25 protein-coding genes are annotated in these 20,865 nt (G+C 69.5%); 3 read left to right on the plus strand and 22 right to left on the minus strand.

Features of this window, described 5'->3' with window-relative positions:
• Positions 1-56: 56 nt before the first annotated feature.
• The 18 genes from F4561_RS31860 to F4561_RS33050 form a co-directional block, all read right to left on the minus strand.
• A complete protein-coding gene (locus tag F4561_RS31860; protein ID WP_376773612.1) occupies positions 57-335 on the minus strand; it encodes a tyrosine-type recombinase/integrase in 279 nt (92 codons plus the stop codon).
• Positions 299-1,048 (minus strand): tyrosine-type recombinase/integrase, encoded by a 750-nt coding sequence (locus F4561_RS33525; protein ID WP_312885072.1) that lies wholly within the window; start codon positions 1,046-1,048, stop codon positions 299-301. Before F4561_RS33525 ends, F4561_RS31860 begins: the two co-directional genes overlap by 37 nt.
• Before the next feature lie 241 nt (positions 1,049-1,289).
• Positions 1,290-1,490 carry a helix-turn-helix domain-containing protein gene (locus F4561_RS00010; RefSeq protein ID WP_184573461.1) on the minus strand — a complete coding sequence of 67 codons (201 nt, stop codon included), beginning with the start codon at positions 1,488-1,490 and terminating at the stop codon, positions 1,290-1,292.
• 297 nt (positions 1,491-1,787) lie between these two features.
• Entirely contained in the window at positions 1,788-3,218 is a 1,431-nt protein-coding gene (locus tag F4561_RS00015; protein WP_221445307.1) for a DNA primase family protein, read from the minus strand.
• Entirely contained in the window at positions 3,215-4,150 is a 936-nt protein-coding gene (locus F4561_RS00020) for a bifunctional DNA primase/polymerase (RefSeq protein WP_221445308.1), read from the minus strand. The genes F4561_RS00015 and F4561_RS00020 overlap by 4 nt, the downstream gene beginning before the upstream one ends.
• An 80-nt stretch (positions 4,151-4,230) precedes the next feature.
• Complete coding sequence (locus tag F4561_RS00025) at positions 4,231-4,479, minus strand: hypothetical protein (protein ID WP_184573463.1); 249 nt, start codon at positions 4,477-4,479, stop codon at positions 4,231-4,233.
• Positions 4,476-4,886 carry an RRQRL motif-containing zinc-binding protein gene (locus tag F4561_RS00030; RefSeq protein WP_184573465.1) on the minus strand — a complete coding sequence of 137 codons (411 nt, stop codon included), beginning with the start codon at positions 4,884-4,886 and terminating at the stop codon, positions 4,476-4,478. The genes F4561_RS00025 and F4561_RS00030 overlap by 4 nt, the downstream gene beginning before the upstream one ends.
• Entirely contained in the window at positions 4,883-5,059 is a 177-nt protein-coding gene (locus F4561_RS00035) for a hypothetical protein (RefSeq protein WP_184573466.1), read from the minus strand. Before F4561_RS00035 ends, F4561_RS00030 begins: the two co-directional genes overlap by 4 nt.
• Positions 5,060-5,186: 127 nt before the next feature.
• Positions 5,187-5,486, minus strand: coding sequence for a hypothetical protein (locus tag F4561_RS00040; protein ID WP_184573468.1), 300 nt, complete (start codon positions 5,484-5,486; stop codon positions 5,187-5,189).
• A gap of 184 nt (positions 5,487-5,670) precedes the next feature.
• A complete protein-coding gene (locus F4561_RS00045) occupies positions 5,671-7,650 on the minus strand; it encodes an FtsK/SpoIIIE domain-containing protein (protein WP_184573470.1) in 1,980 nt (659 codons plus the stop codon).
• Positions 7,651-8,028: 378 nt separating this feature from the next.
• On the minus strand, positions 8,029-9,261 hold the full coding sequence (locus tag F4561_RS00050; RefSeq protein ID WP_184573472.1) for a hypothetical protein: 1,233 nt from the start codon (positions 9,259-9,261) through the stop codon (positions 8,029-8,031).
• Positions 9,242-9,475 (minus strand): hypothetical protein, encoded by a 234-nt coding sequence (locus F4561_RS00055; RefSeq protein WP_184573474.1) that lies wholly within the window; start codon positions 9,473-9,475, stop codon positions 9,242-9,244. Before F4561_RS00055 ends, F4561_RS00050 begins: the two co-directional genes overlap by 20 nt.
• Entirely contained in the window at positions 9,472-9,672 is a 201-nt protein-coding gene (locus F4561_RS00060; RefSeq protein ID WP_184573476.1) for a hypothetical protein, read from the minus strand. The genes F4561_RS00055 and F4561_RS00060 overlap by 4 nt, the downstream gene beginning before the upstream one ends.
• Complete coding sequence (locus tag F4561_RS00065; RefSeq protein WP_184573478.1) at positions 9,669-10,064, minus strand: hypothetical protein; 396 nt, start codon at positions 10,062-10,064, stop codon at positions 9,669-9,671. Before F4561_RS00065 ends, F4561_RS00060 begins: the two co-directional genes overlap by 4 nt.
• Positions 10,057-10,287 carry a hypothetical protein gene (locus F4561_RS00070; protein ID WP_184573480.1) on the minus strand — a complete coding sequence of 77 codons (231 nt, stop codon included), beginning with the start codon at positions 10,285-10,287 and terminating at the stop codon, positions 10,057-10,059. Before F4561_RS00070 ends, F4561_RS00065 begins: the two co-directional genes overlap by 8 nt.
• A 294-nt stretch (positions 10,288-10,581) precedes the next feature.
• The gene (locus tag F4561_RS00075; RefSeq protein WP_184573481.1) at positions 10,582-10,731 is read right to left on the minus strand and encodes a hypothetical protein; all 150 of its coding nucleotides are present in this window, start codon (positions 10,729-10,731) and stop codon (positions 10,582-10,584) included.
• Between the two features lie 480 nt (positions 10,732-11,211).
• Positions 11,212-11,805, minus strand: a complete 594-nt coding sequence (locus F4561_RS00080; protein WP_184573483.1) for an NUDIX hydrolase — start codon at positions 11,803-11,805, stop codon at positions 11,212-11,214.
• 86 nt (positions 11,806-11,891) lie between these two features.
• On the minus strand, positions 11,892-12,182 hold the full coding sequence (locus F4561_RS33050; RefSeq protein ID WP_184573485.1) for a WhiB family transcriptional regulator: 291 nt from the start codon (positions 12,180-12,182) through the stop codon (positions 11,892-11,894).
• Positions 12,183-12,720: 538 nt separating this feature from the next.
• Here F4561_RS33050 and F4561_RS00090 point away from each other — a divergent pair.
• Both F4561_RS00090 and F4561_RS00095 read left to right on the plus strand, forming a co-directional pair.
• A complete protein-coding gene (locus tag F4561_RS00090) occupies positions 12,721-13,485 on the plus strand; it encodes a GntR family transcriptional regulator (RefSeq protein ID WP_221445309.1) in 765 nt (254 codons plus the stop codon).
• 50 nt (positions 13,486-13,535) lie between these two features.
• Positions 13,536-14,024: a GNAT family N-acetyltransferase gene (locus tag F4561_RS00095; protein ID WP_221445310.1), complete on the plus strand. Its 489-nt coding sequence runs from the start codon at positions 13,536-13,538 to the stop codon at positions 14,022-14,024.
• A gap of 747 nt (positions 14,025-14,771) precedes the next feature.
• Here F4561_RS00095 and F4561_RS00100 read toward each other — a convergent pair.
• From F4561_RS00100 to F4561_RS00115, 4 genes are all read right to left on the minus strand, one after another.
• Positions 14,772-15,026, minus strand: a complete 255-nt coding sequence (locus F4561_RS00100) for a hypothetical protein (RefSeq protein ID WP_184573489.1) — start codon at positions 15,024-15,026, stop codon at positions 14,772-14,774.
• Between the two features lie 400 nt (positions 15,027-15,426).
• A complete protein-coding gene (locus tag F4561_RS00105; RefSeq protein WP_221445311.1) occupies positions 15,427-17,949 on the minus strand; it encodes an AfsR/SARP family transcriptional regulator in 2,523 nt (840 codons plus the stop codon).
• Between the two features lie 217 nt (positions 17,950-18,166).
• Complete coding sequence (locus tag F4561_RS31865; RefSeq protein ID WP_221445312.1) at positions 18,167-18,373, minus strand: hypothetical protein; 207 nt, start codon at positions 18,371-18,373, stop codon at positions 18,167-18,169.
• A 130-nt stretch (positions 18,374-18,503) separates the two neighbouring features.
• Positions 18,504-19,010, minus strand: a complete 507-nt coding sequence (locus F4561_RS00115; RefSeq protein WP_184573491.1) for a class I SAM-dependent methyltransferase — start codon at positions 19,008-19,010, stop codon at positions 18,504-18,506.
• A 353-nt stretch (positions 19,011-19,363) separates the two neighbouring features.
• Between F4561_RS00115 and F4561_RS00120 the strand changes: the two genes are divergently transcribed.
• Positions 19,364-20,758, plus strand: coding sequence for an MFS transporter (locus F4561_RS00120; RefSeq protein ID WP_184573493.1), 1,395 nt, complete (start codon positions 19,364-19,366; stop codon positions 20,756-20,758).
• Positions 20,759-20,865: the final 107 nt, after the last annotated feature.

Here is a 20,865-nt window from a genome sequence, read left to right on the forward strand (position 1 = left end):
GCCACCCCATGACGGGGTGGCGTTTCGCGTTGGTGGCCAAAAAGGTGGCCAGTCGCCTACTCGGCGAACAGGTCGCCCATGATGTCGACCCCCTCCATGATCACCGGGTGCAGCTCTTTGCGGTAGACGAGTTCGGTCGTGTTGGTGCTGCTGTGGCCGACCAACCGCGCGATGTCTTCTAGGTGCGCGCCGTTGGCGGACATGAGCGACACGAAGCTGTGGCGCAGCTCCCGGGGTGTCCACGACCCTTCGACCCCGGCGGCTCGCACGATGGCCTGGAAGTCGCGCCGCACGTTGTTCACGTCCAGCTTCTCCCCGGTCCGGGTTCGGAACACGAGATCGGTGTCAGGCCAGCGCTTGCCGGCGGCCTCCTGTTCGGCCTCCTGCGCTTCCCGATGGGCCCTGAGCGCGGCCACCACGCGCGGCGGGAGAGCAAGCGTGCGGCGGCTCTTCTTCGTCCTTGGTGTCCCCTCCCTTGCGGACGGAGTGCCAGACCGCCACGTGCGGTGGGCTCTGCGGGCGGGTCGAGGTGGACGTGTGACCAGGTGAGTTCGCGGGCTTCCTCGGTGCGCACGCCGGTCAGCAAGGACAACACGAGGTAGGCGTGCAGGCGGCGCCCCTGGGCGGTCGACAGGATCGCCCTGGCCTGTTCCAGGTTCAGAGCCTTGCTGGGGCGTCCGGCACGGCCTTCCGGAACCTCCTTCACCAGCTCAGCGACATTGCGCAGGACCTTGTTGCGCCGCTGAGCGTGGGTGATCGACCGGCGTAGCAGGTCCAGGCACTGCTTAAGGGATGCCGTTGCCAGGTGTTCGGCCCGTTCGTCCAACCAGTCGTCCACGTCGTCGGCGGTCAGCTCCCGAAGCTTGGCTTTGCCCAGTTGAGGAATGACATTGTTCGCGGCCAGCGAGTGGTACTTGGTGACTGTGGCCGTGCTGCGCGCCTTGAGGCCGCGCTTGAGCCAGTCGTTCACAGTGTCGGCAACCGTGTAACCGGGGGACGTGCCTGATTCCGGTCTCGTGTTCTTCGCGCAGATCTCGTAGAGCGTCAAGAAACTTCGTCCTTGGTGCGGCCGTAGGCCACGGGTCGGCGCCGTTTGCCTGACGGGGTGGTCCCAAGGGAGATCTCACCCCGGTAGCACCCCTTCGCCTCATCCCAGTAGACCGTGCCCTGCCCAGCATGGCCCCTGGGTTTCCTCGGTTTGGGTTCCTTGCTCCCCATGCTTCCTAGTACTCCTGTTCTGGATCGGAAAGTCAGATGGCCGCTCCCAGCGGGAGCGGCCATGCGAGGTGTCAGGCGGCGTCGACTTCGGTCTTGAGCAGGTTGATATAGGCGTCGATGGCGTCTGCGGTCACGCGCCGGTTCTTGCCGGTACCGACGGTGGCGAGGCGTCCGGTGCGGATCTCGGCGAACAGGCGGGTCCGTCCCATTGACAGCACGTGCGCGGCCTCGGTGAGGGTGAACAGCCGCTTAGGCAGATCCTGAACCGTCATGATGATGGTGCTCCTTTGCGGGAGTTGGGGTCCCGGCGGTGTGCTTGGCGGCTACGCCGGGACGCTGATGTGTGGGTGGGTGGGTGAGGTAGGTCGGTGAGGGGGCACGTCCTCCCTTCTTTCTGGTTGAGGATGCGGGCGGCGTGTTGTTGGTGTCACATTGCTGTGGGTCGCGGACCATCGAGGACCACGTCTGTGACCTGCGGGTTTGTGAGGGTGATGTGAGGGTCATCGCGGACCATCGAGGACCAAGGGTGGTCCTCGATGGGCTAGGACTGGCCGTGAGAAAATGCCTGGTCATCGAGGGTGGTCCTCGATGGTCCGCGACCCAGACGATTGTGGGGCCACTTTTGCGAGCGTGATCCCGATGTAGACCACGACGCGTTGCCCGTCGTCGGCGCGTGGCTTGCCGCGCCGCAACTGCGGCAACACGGACTGAAGGTTGCGCCCCAGCATTTGTTTGGTGCCGGTCGGGATTCCGGAGTCTTCGGCCCACTGCCGCCATGCGTTCCACACCTCGTCCACGGATGCCTGGCAGTTGGGCCCGGTCTGGCAGCACTCGCGCACGAACGCCGAGACCGGGCTGGCGGTGTCCTGCATGGTGGTGACTGCCTCACGGGAGGATTCCGGCTGGGTTATCCGGCCGGTCTGCTCCAGTCTCGCCAGACCATCGAGGGCCCAGTTGAGGATGCCGGGCATCTCCGCAGCCAGCTTGCCTGTGAGGGCGGTGTCCTCCTTACCCAGCCACGAGGTGGTCATGGTGAGCACGATGAACCGGCGGGCGATGACCCCGGAGGAATCACCGAAGTTGGGCAGCTCGTTGGACAGCACCATCAGTCGGGTCGAGAGCTTCCCTGTCCAGGGCTGGCGGTACTTGCGGTCGATGTCGATGGTGTCCTCACCGCTAATGGTCAGCAGCCGTTCCACGACCTGGCTGTTGTCCCTTCCCGACAGGCGTGCGTCGGAGATGACCGCGAGGGGCTTGCCGACCAGCGTTGAGAGCCCGAAGTTGGTGGCGAGTCCGGCGAGAGTGGGCCCGGCCATGTTGCTGCGGCCCACCAGATCGGCCAGCACCCGCGCCAGTGTGCCCTTGCCTGAGCGCGTAGGTCCCACGGCGAGGAGGATCTTCTGCTGATCCGTGCGTCCCGAGAGCACGTAGCCGAACCACTCCTGCAGCGCGGCGATGGACTCCGGGTCTTCGGGCCACAGTTGGTGCAGGAAGCGTTCCCAGGTGGGGGCGCTGGCGTGCGGGTCGTAGCTGTAGGGCACGGAGACAAGGTTGAAGAATCCCGGGTCCAGGGGCAGCAGGGCCCGGTCCCGGATGCGCAGCAGCCCGTTCTGGCAGGCCACGATCGGGCTCCACTCCTGCTCGCCGTCCGGGGTGTCGAGCCAGGCAGGAGGGTCAACTTCGGTCGGCACCAGCATCAGCGCTCCCAGAGCATCGAGCAAGTTGGCCAGCTTCGTCCGCGTCGGCGCCCACTCGCGCACTTCGGGTTCGCCCTTAGGGTTCACTCCGGTGTAGGTGGCGTGCTCCAGCCTGCAGTACAGCTCTGCGCGGACCTGCTGTTCGTCCATCTCGCGCCAGCAGGTGCGGTCCCAGTACATCCACGATCCCCGCCAGCGGCGGCGCAGCAGGCGCCCGTGCTCGTCCTTCCAGTCGGGGGCGAGGTGCCGCGCAACAGCCATCGGGTTCGACGGCGCCGGAACCTCGTCGGATTCGAGGGTCATGCGGTGGGCTTCCCTCCGGTGTGCAGGCCATTGGTGACGGCGCGGCGGGCGTATGCCTCGGGGACGCCGACCGAGACGGCGGCCGTGACGATCTCGGCGCCGACGCGGTCCAGGCCACAGGGCCCGGGGCAGCGGACGTGCAGGCCTGCGAGGAACCGGGCGACCCCGAATGCCTGTGATGCGGCGCCGTGGTGGGTGCGCTCACGCACCATGGCCAGTCCCCGGTCGAGCCCCGTGCGTACGTAGCGGTCGGTGTGGCGGCAGCCGGTGGCCACCGTCCGGTCCCAGGTGCGGTGGGGCTCGTCCAAAGAAACCACCCCGGCGCTACGCCCCAGCGAGGTGGCTTCTTCTCCCCCCGCCAACTCCCGGACGGTGTGCGGCAGGTCTACCGGGGTTCCGGTGCCGTGTCCGCGCCAGCGGACATAGGACATGCGCGACTTGATGTCCACACCGGGCCGGACCGCGTTGGCTGAACGCATGGCGCCGCGGTAGATCCAGTGCTGTCCACGGGTGGTCGCCACCGTCTGGGTTGGAGGCAGGACGCCCTGCGCCCAGGCGATGGCGTCGGTATTGTCGAGGTCCACGACAGTCAGGGCAGCCCCGCCGGGGTGGTAGGCCACGGCCACCGCCTGGTGCCACGCCGCAGCCCAGGCGGGGGAGGTGATCACGGTGGGGTTGGTGGTCGCAGCGGCCCACCCGTGGCAGGGTGCGGGACATTGGCAGGTGCCCGCGCTCTTCATGTGGGGGCGCCCCCCGCACGCGGTCTCCTTGCAGGTCGGGCAGTTCCCGAGCGGGGTCTTGCCCGCTCGCAGCGGCAGCACGGGCACCCCCGAACTGGCCAAGGTCAACGCTGTGCTCAACACATCGGTGCTCACGCCCGCGTCGTGGTCGAGGGCGTTGTTGGGTGGGTCGGGCACGGCCGCGAGTGTCATGATGGAAGTGCTCCTTTGTGGGAGTAGGCCCCGGCGGTGTGCTTGGCGGCTACGCCGGGGCCGCGCCATGCGTGCACGAGCTAGGCGCCCGTGGGTGGGAGCCCGTTCGAGGGGCCAGGCCCGCCGGTGGACGGCCCGGCAGCGTGGGTGATGACCTCCATGTAGAGACGGACCCGCTCCGGGTTGCCCCGGCGGTTGGCATACGGCTGGGAGCAGTCCAGAACGGTGATGGCTTCCACCTGGTTGAGGACGTCGGCGAGCGCGGCAATGTCGGCGGGAAAGCCTTCCAGGCGCACCTTGACCGGCAACGGGTAGCGGGCCATGCTCACGCGGCCACCTCCAGTTCCCAGGTTTCGGGGGTGAGCCCGTAGGCGCAGTTGGGGCACTGCCCCAGCGAGGTAGGGATGCAGTAGTTGAACACCAGCCCACAGGTGGGGCAGGTGCGCCGTGCTCGCAGCGCCAACGCCACCGCGCGCTCACGCCCGGGGGTCATTGGCCGCTTGGGCTTGGCCCGGCTGATCCGGTACAGCAGCGCGGTGCGCACTCCGCTGTGGCCGGCCCGGCGGGAGCGCCACATCAGTTGCGCGGCCGCTTCCTGGCCATTGGGGCGCAACCCGAGCGCGGCAAGCTGGGTTCGGGTGGCCAGGTCCGCATCGAAGGTGAAGGCCCATCCCCAGGGGTAGGTGGGGATGCCGTAGCGCTGGCCGGTGGGGTCGAGGAACCGTGCGGGGCTCACGCCTCACCCCCGGACTGGGTCGGGTGATCTTCGTAGGTGCGGCATAGGTTGGCCAGGGCCAGCACGGCTTCTCCGCGGGCGCGGTCGCTTTCGGGGAGTTGGTAGCCGTGTTTCTCCAAGGTCTGGAAGACGTCGTGGATGAGTCCGAACGTGAACCGTGGATCGTCGGGCATCGGGATGTGCTCCTTTGTGGGAGTAGGCCCCGGCGGTGTGCGTGGCGGCTACGCCGGGGTGTTCGCGGGCCGGGTGGTCCCCCCACCACCTACCTCGGGTGCGGGTGGCAGAGGCACCGGCCGGATTTCAGGCGGCGGCCGCGGCCGGTGCGCTCAGCAGGGTCGCGGCGTGGGTGGTCAGGGTGTCGGCCAGTGCGTCGATGGCGTCCAGGTCGCGGCGCTGCTGGGGGCTCAGCGCGGCGGCGATCTCGGTCCGGGTGGCCACGAGCGTGGCCTGCCAGTGGCCGCGCCAGGGGTGGCGCATGTCCGCGGCTGAGCCGACGAGCACCCGCTCGTCGTCACTGAGCGCGATCACCACATCGGGTGGTGCGGTCTCGCTCAGGGCGGCCAGGATGTGGATCGCGGTGATCTCGGGCATGGGGTGCATGCGTTCCTCCTCGCCCCGGTGCACCCGGGGCGGTCTCGCGGGGGTGTCTGGGGGCTCCTCTAGGACGCCTATGGGTCCTAATCAGCAGGTCATGATGGGTCTACAGGGCTAGGCGCACCCCCTAGAACCTAGGCCCGAAATGTCTAGTTCTAGGGGGTCGCCAGAGGGCGGCGTAGACGCCGTGTCAGGCCCGTTCCAGGGCGGCCTGGATGTCTGAGCGGCGGTAGCCGTTGCGGTTGCGGCCGTCGATGTCGAGCTGGACCGGGGTGACTCCCAGTGGCCGCAGCGTGGTCGACAGCCGGCCTGCGTCCCAGTCGGCGTACTCGCTGGAGACCTTGGCCAGGGCGGGCAGCAGGTCGGCAGTGTGGGCACCCTTGGGGGTGTCGCCCATGGCTTCCAGTAGCGCGCTGAGCAGCCGCACCTCGGGCCGGTCGGCGGTTTTGGGCAGGGTCCCGGCCTCTTCACGCAGGGAGTGGGCGCGGTCGGCGAGCTGCTGGAGCTCGCCGCGCTCGGGGTCGATGAACGCCGCCCGTGTCTGGGTAGGCGTGCCACCTTCGGCCAGGACGTATCCAGCGCCGCGCTGGTCGGGCTCGAACAGCGCGGCGCTGTAACCACGCCCGGCCCATCCCGAGCCCAGGATGGTGTCGGATGCCATCGGGGTGGTGCAGCGCAGCGCCCACCGGATGCTCAGGATGTCGCGTAGCCGGGTGGGCACGACCTCGGCGGCCGGGCGCTGGGTGATGACGCCGGTGATGATGCCGGCGGCGCGTCCCCGGCCGACGATGTCGGCGATGAGGATCATGATCGCGTCGTTGGTCTTCTTGTCCGCCCCGGCGGTCCAGTACTGCACCTCATCGATGTGCAGGACGATCGGGTGCAGGTTGTGCTTCTTGGCGATCTGTTCGGTGATCTTGGGGACGCCCAGCTTGCGCAGCAGCGCATAGCGGCGGTCCATCTCGGTCTGGATGTGCTCCAGGTAGGCGAGCATGGCGTCCTGGCGGCGGTCGGTGAGCACCCCAGCGGCCAGGGGTTCCCACGCCATGAGATCGAAGCCGAACTTGCCATCGGCCAGGTACACCTGCACCCGGGGGTCGAGGAAGAAGAACCCCAGCACGTTGTTGGAGGCCACGGACTTGCCGCCGCCGGGTTCGCCGCCGATCAGGTAGGACCGTTCGACCATGGAGAAGGCGACTTCGCGGCCACGCGGGTCGCGCCCGGCGAAGAGCTTGTCGCGCCAGATGTCGACGCGTCCGTCGCGGGTCAGGGTGAGCGGGTTGACGATGCGCTCGCCCTGCATCGGGTCCTCGTCGGCCACCCACAGCTTGACCCGACCGTGGTGGCCCTTCACCGGGTCCAGGGCGACCTGGACTTCGTCCACGCCCATGGCGCCGGCCAGCTCCCCGCGGCGCTTGGTGGCGTGCTTGAAGGTGGTGCCCGGCGGCAGTTCGACGTTGGCCTCCCACGCGCCATCGGTGCGGGTGACCGGGCCGACGATGCGCAGGTCGTCAATGCTCTTGGCGAGCTTGGCGGAGACCAGGGCCTTCTTGACCTCCTTACCGGACGGGTTGGCCCCCAGCGTCTGGTGGCCGGCCTCGGCGGCTCCCAGGGCGCGCCGGCGGCGCTCGTCGGCCCCGGTCACCGCCAGCACCAGCAGCAGCACCAGGATCGGCACGGCCGGGGAGAGCAGCACCCACGACGCCGCACCCGCGGCCGCCGTGGCCCCGCCCACACCGGCCGCCCACATCCGGCGTGCCCTGCGGGTGTCCAGCACGAGCTTCGGGTTCGTGGCGAGCTGCTGGTCCAGCTCGCGGGCGGTCACCCAGCGCCATGCGGCCCCGGTGGCGCGGGCGGCGCCGATCCCGCCATAGACCAGCTCGTGGCGCAACACAACGCCGGCCAGGCGATCCGGACGCCGGGCCACCTGCGCGGCCCGCTGCCCCAGCACACGGGCGGACCCGGAGAACTCCGGACGCAACGCCACCGAGGGACGCGGCCGGGCATCGGTGATCTCGCCCTGGACCACCTCATCCGGTGCGGTCTCAGTGGTGGGGACCTCGGTCACCGTCGTCCCCGCGGCTCGGTGACCGCCAGGGAACGCGATCACCTCAGCCTCGCTCGTATCGTCGCGCTCCTGGTCGTAGCGCTCGGCTTCTGCGTTGGGCATGGTGGATGCACCTCCAGGTGAGGGAGCGGGCGGCGGCTGGTCTTGGCGGACGTAGGGGCCGCCGCCCGCGTGAATGGTTGGTGTTAGGCGAACTCGTCGTCGAACAGGGACGGCTGGTAGCGCATCCCGTAGTCCCGAAGCTCCCGCGGCTGGTGCCGGGTCAGGGTCGTGCTCATGCGGCCTCACCCCACCGGGCGACCAGGCCACGGCGTCGCACCACCAGGCGCACCCCGGCCTCATGCAGCGCGGCGGCATCCTGGGCCCCGGCCGCGCTCTGGGTGGCCAGGTGCCACCCACACCGGCAGGTCGCCAACCCGTGCGGGCCCCGCCCCCGCCGATGTCGCCGCGGCAGCACGTAGAAGCTCACCGCTCGGCAGGTCATCGCGCACCCCCGTCCATCTCGGAGCGGGCACGCCGCACCGTGGAGGGGTGCACACCCAACTCGGTGGCGATGTCGCTGGTGCGCGCATCAGGGGTGCGCGCCAGGATCGCGGCCACCTGCGAGCGGGTTGCCGCGCCCCGCTCACGCGCGGCCGCACTCGCGCGCTCGGTGCCACGCGCATCGCCCTGGTCGGCATCGGTTTGCGCGGGCGTGCGCGCATCCAGAACGCGCTCGGTGGAAGCCCCACCGTCCTCGGCGCGGGCGCGCGCCGCACCGTGCGGACCGTCGTGCGCGGGTCCGAGGCGCACCGGCGCGGCGCCACCCTCGGGGCCCTCGCCGCGCTCGGCCAACCACTGCTCGATCTGACTCGCGGCGTCTTCGGCCTGGGTGCGCACCCAGGCCTCCGGGCTGGACGCCTGCGCGTGCTCGTCGGCGAAGGGATCGCCTTCCGTGGCGACCTGACGCAGCTCGTCCTCGTCGCTGTCGTTGACCGCAGCCGCGTTGGTGCGGACCGCCCGGCTGCTCACGTCGGAGACCAAGAAGGCGAAGGCCCCGGCCGCGCCCGCGCCTAGCGCGCACAGCGCATTGATCGGACTCACGGCGGCCCCGGCGACCCACCCAGCGAGGTTGGCCACTATCGAGGTCGCCAGCGGCGCCACCACCAGGGCCAGCAGCACCCGATGGCGCCACCCCTCCCACGTGGGGGCGTCCGCGTTTTCCTCGGCTGCACTGGCCTGGTCGATGTGGCTCCGGTAGAGGATCGCCACCGTGGTCATCACGGTCAGGCACACCTCCGCGAGGTAGCCCGCCAACGCCGGGCCACCGGTGTGCACGCTGACCGCCGCCAGCCCCATCGCGGACCCGGCACTCAACGCCACCGAGGCGGCCAGGGCGCCACCGAGGAACCGGCGCCGCCCCTGCTGCAGGGTCGTGACCGCCCGCGCCGGGGAGATGCTCTCCCGCGCGGCGGCGATGGCCTCCAAGGTGCGCTCAGCGTGTGCGGCACGCCGGTCAGCAACCCGGCCCCGGCGCACCGCGCGCCGGTGCGCCGCCTCCAGTTCGTCGCGCTGCTGGGCATCCCGAAGCGTGTCGTGGTGGGCCCGCACCGCAGGGTTGGTGCGCGGATCGGCCAACAGGTCCTGATACTCGGTGGCCGCCAGAGCCGCGGCCTGCTGGGTCTGAGCGGCCACGTCAGTGACCACGCTGGGCTCACGACGTCGACGGAACATCGCCCCTCACCTCCTCGCGGATCGTGGTCACTGCACGCTCAGCGCGGTCCCGGACCCGCTCAGCCTCCCGCAGGGCCTCCAGCTCGTCGCGGGTCTCGCACAGCCACTCGTGCAGCATCGTCGGGTCCACCGCGGCCAGGTCGGCCAGCTCCTCAGCACTGCGATCGGTCAGCGTGACCAGAGTGCCCAGCGCGCGGTTCAACAGGACGTTCATGCGCCACCACCCCCTTGGAAGGTGGCGCTGGGCAGTGCCAGCGGACGCGCGGCCAGATCAGCCAACGCATCCAGCGCCAGCGCCGCGGCGGCCAGCGGCAGCGCCACCAGCCGCAGCACGGTCACGATCAGGGTCAGCAGCAGCGCTACCAGCAGCGTGACCGCGCCGGCGCGCTGGATCAGGGAGGTGGTGCTCACGCCAGACCACTCCCTTCTGGGCCGTCCAGGTCATCGAGGCGTTCGGCCTCCTCGGGGGTTTCACCGAGATCGGCCAGCGGCACCCAGTGGGCCGCGGGCACCCAGCCCGCGTGCTCCTCATCGAGGGGGGCCACGCACACCCACGTCATGGACAGATCGGGCGTGCGGTCCAGCCGTGCGACCTCGCAGCGCCCCAGCTCGGGGTGGTAGACCTCGCTGCCTGGGGCGAACCACACGGGGAACACCCGGATGATGCGCGGCCAGAACCGCCACGGCATGACCATGACCGCGTAGCGGTCACCCGCGGCGGTCGCCACCACGTGCGCCAGCAGGCCGGTCCCCAGCGCGGCCAGGCCCAGCACGACGACATTCAGCGGGCTCAGCTCAGCCATTGCTGGGCACATCCCCGGGCATGGCGTCACCGTCGGCGCGCCGGTCGTCGCTGGCGAAGGTCTCAATGGCGCGGTTCTGCAGCACCGCGGGCGTGGTGACCGCGCTCGGGTGCTCACGCGGGTCGGTCTCGAAGAACGGGTCACCGCCCCCGGCGATGGCCATGTCACGGAAGCGGTCCCCGGCCTCGTCAATCGCGGGCAGGATCGGTGCGTTCTCGGTCATGAAGTGCTCCTTTGTGGGAGTAGGCCCCGGCGGTGTGCGTGGCGGCTACGCCGGGGCCGCGCTGGTGTGGTGGTCGGGGCAGGAAACGACTGTGCTGGTTCCTGGCCCGCCCCGGCTCATGCTCGGGGCGGGGGGGCGGGACGGCAATCTGGGTGGTGAGAACGGACCAGACGGTCCCCCCCCCGCCCACGGGTGCAGCTCGCTCCCGCGGGCAGAGGCGCCGACCGGGTGCGAACACAAGCGCCCCCGGGGATCAGGCGCGGCTGGTCCCCAGGGGGCGCGGTTCGGTCGGTGTCAGTGGTTCTTGTGCTCAGCCCATTCCGCCGGGCTGGCGGGGTTGTACCACCCGCCGCACCGGCAATACGTCAGCCCAGGCATCTGGGCCACCGTGGTGGTGACGATGGTGTAGGCGGTGGCGCACAGCGCGTACAGCATGGTCGTCACCCCCGCACGTGGGTCGGATCCACCTGGCAGATCCACCCGCCGGCAGCGCCGATGCTAGTGCCGGGCAGCATGGGCTGGCCGCAACAGGTCGGGGCCGAGTGGATGATCGGGGAGAGCAGGGCTCGTAGCATGGGGGCGCATCCTTTCTGGGGTGCGGCCCCGCCGGCGGTTGTCCAGACGTACCGGCGGGGCCTTGTCATGTCGGACCGGGCGGTCCCCCCACCACCCCGCGTTCCGGCGGGGTGATAGAGGCGCCGGCCGGTCAGCGGGTGGGGATCAGATCCCGTGTGAGTCGTAGTGCTTGCCGAGCAAGATCGTTGGCACCTCAGCACCGCAGATCGAGCACGTCGTAGTCCTGGACCAGGTCACGTGCAGCTGGAGCATGGAGAGCATGGTTGTGTCCTTTCGTAGGAATGGAGAAGGACCGGTCGGTCCCCCCGCCACCCGCCACACGAGCGGGCGGCAGAGGCACCGGCCGGGTCACACGCGCCGGGTGGCGACCTGGGCGGCGGACACGAGGCGGTCGCCCATCCAGTAGGACTCGGGTGGGGTGGTGTAGAGGCGGCGCAGGAGCACCCGCTGTAGATCGACCACGTAGACGACGCCCGCGGTGTGCAGCAGCTCGAGCCACACCGGTTCCAGGCCCGGCTCGGCGGCGAACCCCTCGTCGGTGATCTGGCCGCGGGCGTAGGAGATGGTGCGCACCGCCAGGGCGTGGATCTCCTCTTCGGAGTACCAGGCCGCGCCCTTGGTCTCGATCGGATCGGGGGCCAGGGTGCCCGTCACTGTCGCCGTGGCCAACGACCAGTGGTGACCGGGGATAGGGGCCGGCGGGGAGGCGCACAGGTTGGGCAGCCACCCCTCCCACACCATCTCGTGGTGGGTGACGACCAGGCCGGTCTCCTCGGCGACCTCGGCGGCCAGAGCTGCCGCGGGGTCGTCGTGGGCATCGGTGACGTGGCCGGCGACCGGGGCGATCCCGAGCGGGTACCAGCCGCGCTCGATCATCAGCATGCGCCCCTGGTCATCGGTGACGATGACGCCGACCGAGGTGCCACAGCAGCGAGAAGGCATGAACAACTCCTTGCGGTTAGGCGGGGTGTGGACCGGTCGGTCCCCCCGCTGCCCGCTAGGGGCGGGCAGCAGAGGCGCCGACCGCCTCAGGCAGCGGGGCCGTACACCTTGGCGAACACCTGGATTTCGTCGGGGGTGTATCCGGCGTAGATCCCGTGCTCGGGGCGGGTGCGCACCGCGTAGGCCAGGCACAGCCAATAGACCGGGCACTCCAGACACAGGGCCGCGGCCGACTGTTCACGCAGCGCCCGTTGGGCCTTGGACTCCCGCTGGTCCGGTTCGAAGAACAGTTCCGGATCGGCGCGGCACGGTGGATCAGCGCTCACGATGCTGACGTAGAGCTGATCAGTACTCAGCTCGTTCGGGTCCGCTCTCACGAGCACCTCCTCTCTGAAACCAGCGCGGTCCCCGCGCTGAACTTGCTGGTGTGGGCCGTGTAGCCCCGACACCGCCCCCGAAGGGGCGGATCGGCGTCACACGGACGCAGATGTGACGACGTGGCCCATTCCGTCCCGCCAACCGGTGGGCTGGCGAGGGCACGCAAGGCGCGTGCCCGTGGGCCGCTCATGGTTGTTACGCGGCGTCGTCTACCGCGCGGCACCGCCCGTTCCTCTCGGCTCGCCACGTGTCCCCGTGACCTCTCCTCCGAGGTAGTTCGCCTGGGCGCATAGGACAGTGGTCGCCACAGACGTATCGGCGGTGCTCTCTCTATTGACTTGCCAAAACACCAGCGCACCGGCGCTTCCACACCCAACGGGCAACCGTCGAGGAGTCTGTCTTCCGGGCTTTGACCGTTCATGCCTTCTTGATCGGCTTGACCGGTCAAGAAGAAGTCAAGCATGTGCCTACCTGACCGGTCAAGAGTGCTCGCTGATATTTTGTACGTACAAGCCGAACGAGTCTGATGGGTGTCTGATGGCGAACACCGACCCGCTGTACATGCAGGTCACGAATGATCTGCGTAGCAAGATCAACTCTGGTGAGTTGGCACCGGGGGCCACGATCCCTTCCGAGCACGAGTTGATGGAGCAGCATCAGGTCTCGCGGCACACTGCGCAGAAGGCATTGAGCCTTCTCACCAGCGAGGGACTCATTACTGCAGGCCAAGGGCGCCGGCGGGAGGTTCGCCGGCGGGAGCCTGCCGCGTATCGTCCTCAGGAAGAGCTGCTGCCGCGCGCTCAGCATCCGGAGATGGATCAGTTCCTGGAGCGTTTCTCGAACGAGGACAGGGCTCCACGACAAGACATCAGCGTCTCGGTCCTGGTGCCATCGCTCGCGATCGCGCGCCGACTGGGCCTAGCCCCCGAGGACTTGACGATCGTCCGGCGACGGGTGCGCTACCTGGACGGCGAAGCGTCGTACATCAACGACACCTATTTCCCACACAGCCTGGTCAAGGACAGCGAGATCGCCGATCCTCGCGATCTCGCACGGGGAACCCTGCGGATCCTGCAGGACTTGGGATACCGCCAGGACCGCATTCTGGACGAGATATGGATCCGAATGCCGACGAATGACGAGAGTGAGAGGCTTTCGCTTCCTCCTGGCACCCCCGTAGCCGAACATGTCCGCACGGGCTACACCGCTGAGGGCACACCCATTCGGTGCGCTGTATCGATCCTGCCTGGGGACCGCCACGTGATCGCCCTGGAGTTCGACATGCCCGCGGACTGGACATGACCTTTGGCGTGCGCCAGGCAGTCGCAGCCGACGCAGGTCGGGTCGCTGACTTGCTTGCGGGAGCGAGCACCTGGCTTGCGTCATGGGGGTCTGACCAGTGGCAGTACCCACCTCCAGTCGACGTCATCGACCGCGACCTGAAGCGCGGAGCGCTCTACGTCGTCACCCGGAACGACAACGGAGAAGTTGTCGCGTCTGCCACCATCGACACGCACGCTGACCCTGACTTCTGGGTCAGCGAGGACCACCCGGATGACGCTCTTTACATTCACAAGATGGCGGTCGACCGCCGGTGGTCTGGTCGCAGGCTCGGAGGAGCACTGCTTGACTTCGCTGCAGAACTCGCTGAAGAGCGCGAGCGCTCTTGGGTGCGCCTGGACGCTTGGAAGACCAACCCTGAGCTGCATCGTTACTACACGAGCCAGGGATTCACGCTACTGCGCATCGTGGACCTGCTGCACCGTCAGTCTGGGGCCCTGTTCCAGCGGGACGCCAAGGTGAGGAGATCAGGTGTCTCGTTGCGACGGCAGAGCCCGTAGGTAGGGCTGGTCCTGCTCGATGGGTTCTGTCCCGTTCGTTCAGGTGCACGACGGGGCCTCGCTGTTCCCCGGCTGAGGCTTCTGCTTCACGCTCGCAAAAGTGGCCCCACAATCGTCTGGGTCGCGGACCATCGAGGACCACCCCCGATGACCAGGCATTTTCTCACGGCCAGTCCTAGCCCATCGAGGACCACCCTTGGTCCTCGATGGTCCGCGATAGGCCTCACACCACCCTCACAAACCCGCAGGTCACAGACGTGGTCCTCGATGGTCCGCGACCCACAGCAATGTGACACCAACTTAAGCCATTCGTTCGGGTGTGCGATGGGGCGTGGCTTCTTCCCGGTTGAGGTGCGCACGACCCGGGGCTCGCCCCCGACCGTTCACGTCTCCGCGGTGGATTGGGGGACGGCGATGCTCGCGGTCGTCGCGCTGAGGCGCACACAGAGGGCTGTTCACAGGAATCCCCGAAGGATCGGGCCAACGGGGATGTGATCTTGTTACGGGCCAACCGAGCGTTTCGAGCGATAATGGTGTGGTCGCACCCTCGATCGTCAGGTACGAGGGCGGACCGCCACGACCCGGACGTGATCGACGTAGAGGGTCACAACGGCCTCGACGCGTGCGGTCAGCAGGACACCGTGATACGGGATGGGGCCGACGCCACCGGGCATGTAGGGGTCCACTTCGAGGGTGGGATCGTCGGCGGAGGCCAGGCTCAGAAGCGCCGTAGCGACTTCATCGGCTTCAGTCGCTGGCAGTTCCTGGATCTGCCGACGGGCCAGGGGCTCCAGGGTGATCGGCCGCACCGCCGCTGTCCTCTCCGTCTCCGTTGCTGAACAGGGCGTCCCACTGGCGCCGAAAGTCGTCGGCGTCGGTGGCGTCGATGGTGACCGATCCTTCTGGGGGCGGGGCTCCCAGGACCATCCGGCCATAGGAGGCGTAGACGGCCTGGATCGTCTCGGGGTCGTCATCACGGAAGGGAGTGCGCTGGGTCTCCACGGACAGCCTCCTCACGGTGCGCTGGACTCCAGAGTAGGCGTCCAGCGAGCCGCGCGCACTCGGAGGCGAACAGCGCGCTCAACGCCGGACCAGCCGAAGGCGAAGCGCTCAGTTGGCCACAGCCGGGCGATCGGGAGATTCCGCGTGTCGTTGGCATCGCAACCTGAACGGTCGTTCACCGGCCACCTGAGGGGGTCAAATAGGTGGCCACCCGTGATGAACTCTCGCGGTCACTTGTGAACCCAGTAGAGCCGTATGCGCAGGACAGGGCGCAAATTTGGTCTGGTCGTCGAACGCCGGAAAGACCTCGTAATGAATAGGTCGCCGGTTCGATTCCGGCAGGCGGCTCCCACCCACGAGGCCCCTTCCGGGAACCCGGAAGGGGCCTCGTGAGCTGAGCTCACCTGAGTGTCTTCTGCCCCGATGCGGCGGACGTGCCGGTGTGTTCGGGGATCGACCCGCGCAGGGCCGCGACCGCGTCGGCGAGGTCACTGACGCCATTGTTCTTCGCGAGATCCAGCGCCTGGTGCGCGTTCTCGACCGCGCTGGCGTACCGGCCAGTTTCCAGGTGGACCTCGGCGAGCGAGAACAGAACGTGGGCCCGTACCGGCTGGAGGCCCTGCCTTTCGGCGGTGTCGTGTGCTGACCGCAGCCACCGCAGCGCCTCCTGGTGGCTGCCGCACTGCCGGAAGAACCGACCGAGTGCGTTCATCGCCGTCGCCGGGACCGACTCGCCACCGGACTGGGAACACAGGTCCCTCGCCTGCCGCGCCATGGGAAGCGCGTGTTCGACGCGGCCGGTGGCGGCGAACACGCTCGCCAGGTACGTCATCGTGGTGGCGCGCGAGGCACGAGCGTTGGCGTCGTGGAGCGCGAGAGCCTCCCGCAGGTGCCGCTCGGCGGTGTCGTACCGCCCCAACCGGAGTTCGAGCACGCCCAGCGCGCGGACCGCGATCGCTTCGGCCGCGTGGTCGCCGAGCTCGTTCGCGGCGGTACGCGCGAGGGTGTGCACGCGCCGGGCCTCGTCCTGGTGGCCGCCGAGGTCGAAGTACGGCCACAGTGTCGTCGACAGGTCGACGCTCACATCGCGGTGGCCGATCTCGGCGGCGAGCTCCGCCAGGCAGAGGACGTTCGGCCGATTGTCCTCCAGCCAGCGCAGGGCGGACGCGCACCCGCGCAGTGCCGACACGCGTGTGCCCGAGAGGCCCCCGACCCGCGGCGCCACCTCCCGCGGCCGGATGAATCCCGCCGCCGCGGCCGTCCCGGTCATGTAGTGGTTGACCAGGCGCGGAAGGGTCTGGTTCCGCTCGTAGTGGTCGGCCAACTCGGCGGCGTACGACTGCAGAAGCTGGTGCACCTGGTAGCGGCCGTCCGGTGTCGGCTCCACGAGGCCGCAGCGTGCCAGCTCGCCAAGGAGCCGCCGGACCGCGCGCACGTCGGACGTCCCGAGCAACGCTGCCGCGCCCGGGCCGTCGAGGTAGTGGCTCGAATGCCGGCAGCGGAACCCGCACATCCGGAACAACCGGGCGGCCTCGGGCGTGAGCCGCCGGTAGGACCAGGACAGGACCGCGCGGAGCGAGGTCTGGTCATCGCCGGTGTCGAACAGGTCCAGGCGGTCCTGTCCGCCTTCGAGCTCGGCGGCCAGGTTCGCGACGTCATGGCTGTCCGAATCACGGAACCGTTCGGCGGCGACCCGCAACACCAGCGGAAGCCCTTCGCAGCGTTCGGCCAGCCACGCCGCGGACTCCTGGGAGACGTTCCCGAGCGGGGCCCGCGCGCGCAGCAGAGCGCGTGCCTCGTCCCGGCTCATCCGCCCGACGTCGAGGCGATACGCGCCATGCCCGACGGTGAGACCGCTGAGAGCGTCGCGGCTGGTGACAACCACGAAGCAGGAGGACGTGCCGGGCAGCAGCGGGCGCACCTGCTCCGCGGCGGCGTTGTCCAGGACGACCAGTACGCGCCGGCCTTCGGGCAGCGTGCGGAACCGGGCCGCTCGCTCGATCGGGTCGTGCGGGATCGCCGCACTGTCCTCGCCAAGCGCACGCAGGAAGCCGCCCAGGGCGGCGGTCGGCGGCAGAGGGTCGTGCGGACTGAAGCCCTGCAGGTCGACGTAGAGCTGCCCGTCCGGGAAGCGCACCCGGGCGTGCTGCGCCCAGTGGGTGGCCGGGGCGGTCTTGCCGACTCCCGCGGTGCTGCTGAGAACCACCACCTGCATGGTGTCGTCTCCGGCGGCGCTGAGCCGGCTCAGCGTGGCGAGCTCGTCCTCGCGGCCCACGAAGTCGCGCGGCCCCTGAGGCAGTTGGGCGGGCGGGAGGGCCGGTGCCGCGAACGGTCGGGCGACGGCGCAGCTTTCCCCGGCGAGGATCTGCTGTTCGACGGTGCGCAGCTCCGGACCTGGTTCCAGCCCGAGCTCGTCGACGAGGGTCTGGCGCGTGTGTCGGTAGGCGGCGAGGGCGTCAGCCTGCCGGCCGCTGCGGTACAGCGCCGTCATCAGCAGCGCGTGCAGGCGTTCCCGATACGGGTGGAGCCGGGCCAGGTCCGTGAGGTCGGCGACGACCTCCGTGTGGCGTCCGCACTCCAGCTCGGCGGTGTAGAGCTCCTCCAGCGCCACCTGCCTGCGCTCCGCCAGCCGCTGTGCGTACGCTGCCAGTTCGCCGAGGTCGACCCCCTGGAAGGGGCTGCCGCGCCACAGCTCCAGCGCAGTACGCAGCAGATCGACGCGCTGGTGCGGGTCGCGACAGTTCGTTGTGCGCGTCACCAGCTCGTCGAACCGGTCGGCGTCCAGCTCCCCGGGGTGGACCAGGAATGTGTAGCTGCCGGAGGCGAAGGTCAGCCGTCCCGGCTCATCCAGGACCTTGCGCAGCCGGTGCACGTTGGTCTGCAACCGCTGTGCGGGGGTCGGGTCGCGGTGGTCCCCCCCCACAGAGCGTCCAGCAACCACTCGGCGGGCACCGGGGTGTTGGCTCGTGCGAGCAACAACGAGAGCAGGCTGATCCGCACCTGTCCGTGGAGCGGTGCCGGTTCCGTACCCACCGTGGCGCGGACAGGTCCAGGACCTCGAACCGCACGACCGATCACCCCCGGACCACCATTCCGGCCAGGGGGTGGTGCGGGCACAACCGCTTCTGCCAGGGTCGGCCTCAACCAGTCATCGGTTTCTGGCCCCGGGTGCACACGAACGGGAAGAACGATACGCGCAGCCGCGGATCGAGCATCAGCTCGTGGAAGCGGGCCAGGTCGTCGGTGGTGAGGCCGGCGGCGCGGATCGGCGCGTCCATCTGGTGGAGGTCGTTGCTGTACAGCAGGCATCCGGTCGCCCCGCCGCGGCTGGTCTGGGTGAGCTCCATGGTGTCGACGTTGTGGAGTCCGGCCGCGGTCAGTTCGGCGTCGACCTCGTGTCCCCACTCGAAGTCCGTGCCTGCCGGGCGCGCGACCTTGTCGATGCCGGTTTCGATGACTTGCTGGACCAGCCGGCCGTCAGCCCGTGACGGGGTCGGTGCGGGGATGGGTGAACTCTCCGATGACCAGCCAGCCCCCTGGGGCGAGCGCGTCGATGAGCTGGGCGAGGAGTTCCCTGCGGCGCTTGAGGTGCACCAGCAGCAGGCGGGTGTGGATCACGTCGAACGGCCCCTTGTCGGGCAGTCCCTCGTTGACGTCGTGGCGGTACACCCGCACGGCTGGTGGCACGTCGATATGGGTGTCCTCGATGTCGACCGCGGTCACCCGCCCGGTCGGGGCGGTGCGTCCGGCGAGCCAGCGAGCGATCGAACCGCGGCCCGCGCCGAGGTCGAGGCATCGCTGACCCTCGCGGGCGGCCACGTCGCCGATGAACCGCGTGGTCGGTTGGTCGAGTAGCTCTTCGAGGTATCCGAGCTGCTGGCCTCCGAGATCAGTGCTCGAACTGATCGCTCCCGCGTAGACGGTCGTCCCGCTCGCCGCCTTCGTTGGTGCGGAAGTCTGTTGGCGGTGAAGTTCGGTGGTCATCTGCGTCCTCCAGGAGTCCGCTCATCGCTGGTCAACGGCGTGCGTTGGGCAACCCCGCGGTTCCGGGCGCATCGGGTGTCCGGTCGCGGGGTCGGCATCGTGCCCGGAGATGCCGCTGATGCGGGCACGTGCTGCGGCAAGCCGTCCATTGGGACGTTAGAGGGCCCCACTGTCCTGCGGCTGTCCTCGCACTGTCCTCGGCCGCGATCGCGGGGCGCGTCATGGGTTGGCGCGCGGCGCCGGGTTCCGGCTGGCCGGTTCTCGGTCGCTACGGGCATGAAGGCATGGACATCTTCGCAACTCCATGGTATTGAGGATATCTCATACTGTATGCAGTAGACGGAGGTGGGGTCATGTCGGGCCCGACGTTCCTTTTGTCCGCGCACGAGGTGCGCGACCTGCATGGGCGGCGTTACCGGCTGGGCGAGACCGACCGCGAGCTCCTGGGGTACTCGCGCGCGTGGATCGCCTGGGCAGCGGGACTCGCGATGCTGGCCGCGGGCGTCGGTCAGTACGGGTACGCCGTGCTGCTCCCGGCGATCACCGCCACGCAGGGTTGGCAGCCGCGCGAGGCCGTCTGGGTTCTCGCGGTGTGGGCCGCCTGCCAGGCCGCAACGGTGTACCCGGTGGCGCGCCTGCGGAGCCGCGCTCGGATCCCCCCGGCGGCCCTGATGGCCATTGGCGCGGTGCTGTGTGCCACGGGACTGGTGACGCTCGGCGTCTCGGAAACGCTCGCGCTGGTCATCCTCGCCCACGCGGTCCTGGGTGGGATCGGCGCCGGGCTGGTCTACGGCACCTGTGTCAGCGTCGTGAGCCGGTGGTACCCGGAGCATCCGGCGCGGACGCACTTCGCCAGCGGGGCGTTCGCTGTCGGCTCGATCCCGATCGTCGTCCTGGCCGAGCGGTTCACCGCCGCCGGGACACCGGGGAGCTATCTCGGTGTCGTGGCTCTGGTGGTGCTGTTGCTGGTCGGCGCGGCCGCACTGGTGCTGAAGGACCCGCCCGCGCACTGGTGGCCGGCACGCATCGATCCGCACCTGTGGGCGACCGACAAGTCGGTCAACCCGGGGCTGCGCCGGAACCGCCCCGCGATCCGGCGCTACGCGCCCGGCGAGGTGCTCCGCTGTCCGGAGTCCGCACTGCTGTACGCGGCCATGACGTGCGCCTCGGCGGTCGCGCTGTTCGACCTCGCGTTCGTCGGGGTCTTCGCGGTGTCGTCCGGGTGGGGCCCGGGGTTCGCCGCCTTCGCCGTTGGCGCTCTGGCCGGGGCGAGCGGGGTCAGCCGTGCTGTGGCCGGGTGGGCCGGAATCCGGTTCGGCCGGGCGCGCACGGTGGTCGCCGCGCTGCTGATCGCGGGCGTGGCACAGGCGATGATTCTGGTTGGCGGGGTGAACGGGGTCGCTCTGCTGTTGGTGCTCGGCTGCCTGTGTGCCGGTACGAGCGCGGGGATCTGCTTCGCGCTGCTGCCGGAACTCGTCGACGACCATTTCGGCGACCGCGAGGCGCTGCCGAACTTCGGGCTGTTCTACGGGGCCAAGGCGGTCGGCGGCCTCGCCGGTGTCGGATTGGCGGCCGTGCTCCTGGTGCCGTACGGCTTCACGGCCGGGTTCGCGGTGGCGGCGCTGGTGAGCCTCGCCGGGGCGCTGCTGACCGGCCTGCTGCGCCGGCCGGGGATGCCGCGGGTGACCGTGCCCGATTCGCGCAACCGGCCGCGGGAGACCGCGCCGCACCGTAGCCGCGCCGCCTGAGGGGGCGTGCCGGGGCGCCGTCCCAGCGCGCCCCGGCACGGGGAGGTTCCCTTGGCGGGAAATCGAGTATACAGTATACAACGATATCTCGCGCCAACGGCCGGATT

It is taken from the genome of Lipingzhangella halophila, assembly GCF_014203805.1.
GTDB lineage: Bacteria > Actinomycetota > Actinomycetes > Streptosporangiales > Streptosporangiaceae > Lipingzhangella > Lipingzhangella halophila.

Excerpts from the sequence above, each read along its gene's own strand:
- F4561_RS00115 (WP_184573491.1), bottom strand. The coding sequence starts at position 19,010 with ATGACCACCGAACTTCACCGCCAACAGACTTCCGCACCAACGAAGGCG.
- F4561_RS00055 (WP_184573474.1), bottom strand. The coding sequence starts at position 9,475 with ATGAACGTCCTGTTGAACCGCGCGCTGGGCACTCTGGTCACGCTGACC.
- F4561_RS31865 (WP_221445312.1), bottom strand. The coding sequence starts at position 18,373 with ATGGAGCTCACCCAGACCAGCCGCGGCGGGGCGACCGGATGCCTGCTG.
- F4561_RS00035 (WP_184573466.1), bottom strand. The coding sequence starts at position 5,059 with ATGCCCGACGATCCACGGTTCACGTTCGGACTCATCCACGACGTCTTC.
- F4561_RS00040 (WP_184573468.1), bottom strand. The coding sequence starts at position 5,486 with ATGCACCCCATGCCCGAGATCACCGCGATCCACATCCTGGCCGCCCTG.
- F4561_RS00050 (WP_184573472.1), bottom strand. The coding sequence starts at position 9,261 with ATGTTCCGTCGACGTCGTGAGCCCAGCGTGGTCACTGACGTGGCCGCT.
- F4561_RS00015 (WP_221445307.1), bottom strand. The coding sequence starts at position 3,218 with ATGACCCTCGAATCCGACGAGGTTCCGGCGCCGTCGAACCCGATGGCT.
- F4561_RS00020 (WP_221445308.1), bottom strand. The coding sequence starts at position 4,150 with ATGACACTCGCGGCCGTGCCCGACCCACCCAACAACGCCCTCGACCAC.
- F4561_RS00080 (WP_184573483.1), bottom strand. The coding sequence starts at position 11,805 with ATGCCTTCTCGCTGCTGTGGCACCTCGGTCGGCGTCATCGTCACCGAT.
- F4561_RS00065 (WP_184573478.1), bottom strand. The coding sequence starts at position 10,064 with ATGGCTGAGCTGAGCCCGCTGAATGTCGTCGTGCTGGGCCTGGCCGCG.
- F4561_RS00070 (WP_184573480.1), bottom strand. The coding sequence starts at position 10,287 with ATGACCGAGAACGCACCGATCCTGCCCGCGATTGACGAGGCCGGGGAC.
- F4561_RS00045 (WP_184573470.1), bottom strand. The coding sequence starts at position 7,650 with ATGCCCAACGCAGAAGCCGAGCGCTACGACCAGGAGCGCGACGATACG.
- F4561_RS00090 (WP_221445309.1), top strand. The coding sequence starts at position 12,721 with ATGGCGAACACCGACCCGCTGTACATGCAGGTCACGAATGATCTGCGT.
- F4561_RS00010 (WP_184573461.1), bottom strand. The coding sequence starts at position 1,490 with ATGACGGTTCAGGATCTGCCTAAGCGGCTGTTCACCCTCACCGAGGCC.
- F4561_RS00120 (WP_184573493.1), top strand. The coding sequence starts at position 19,364 with ATGTCGGGCCCGACGTTCCTTTTGTCCGCGCACGAGGTGCGCGACCTG.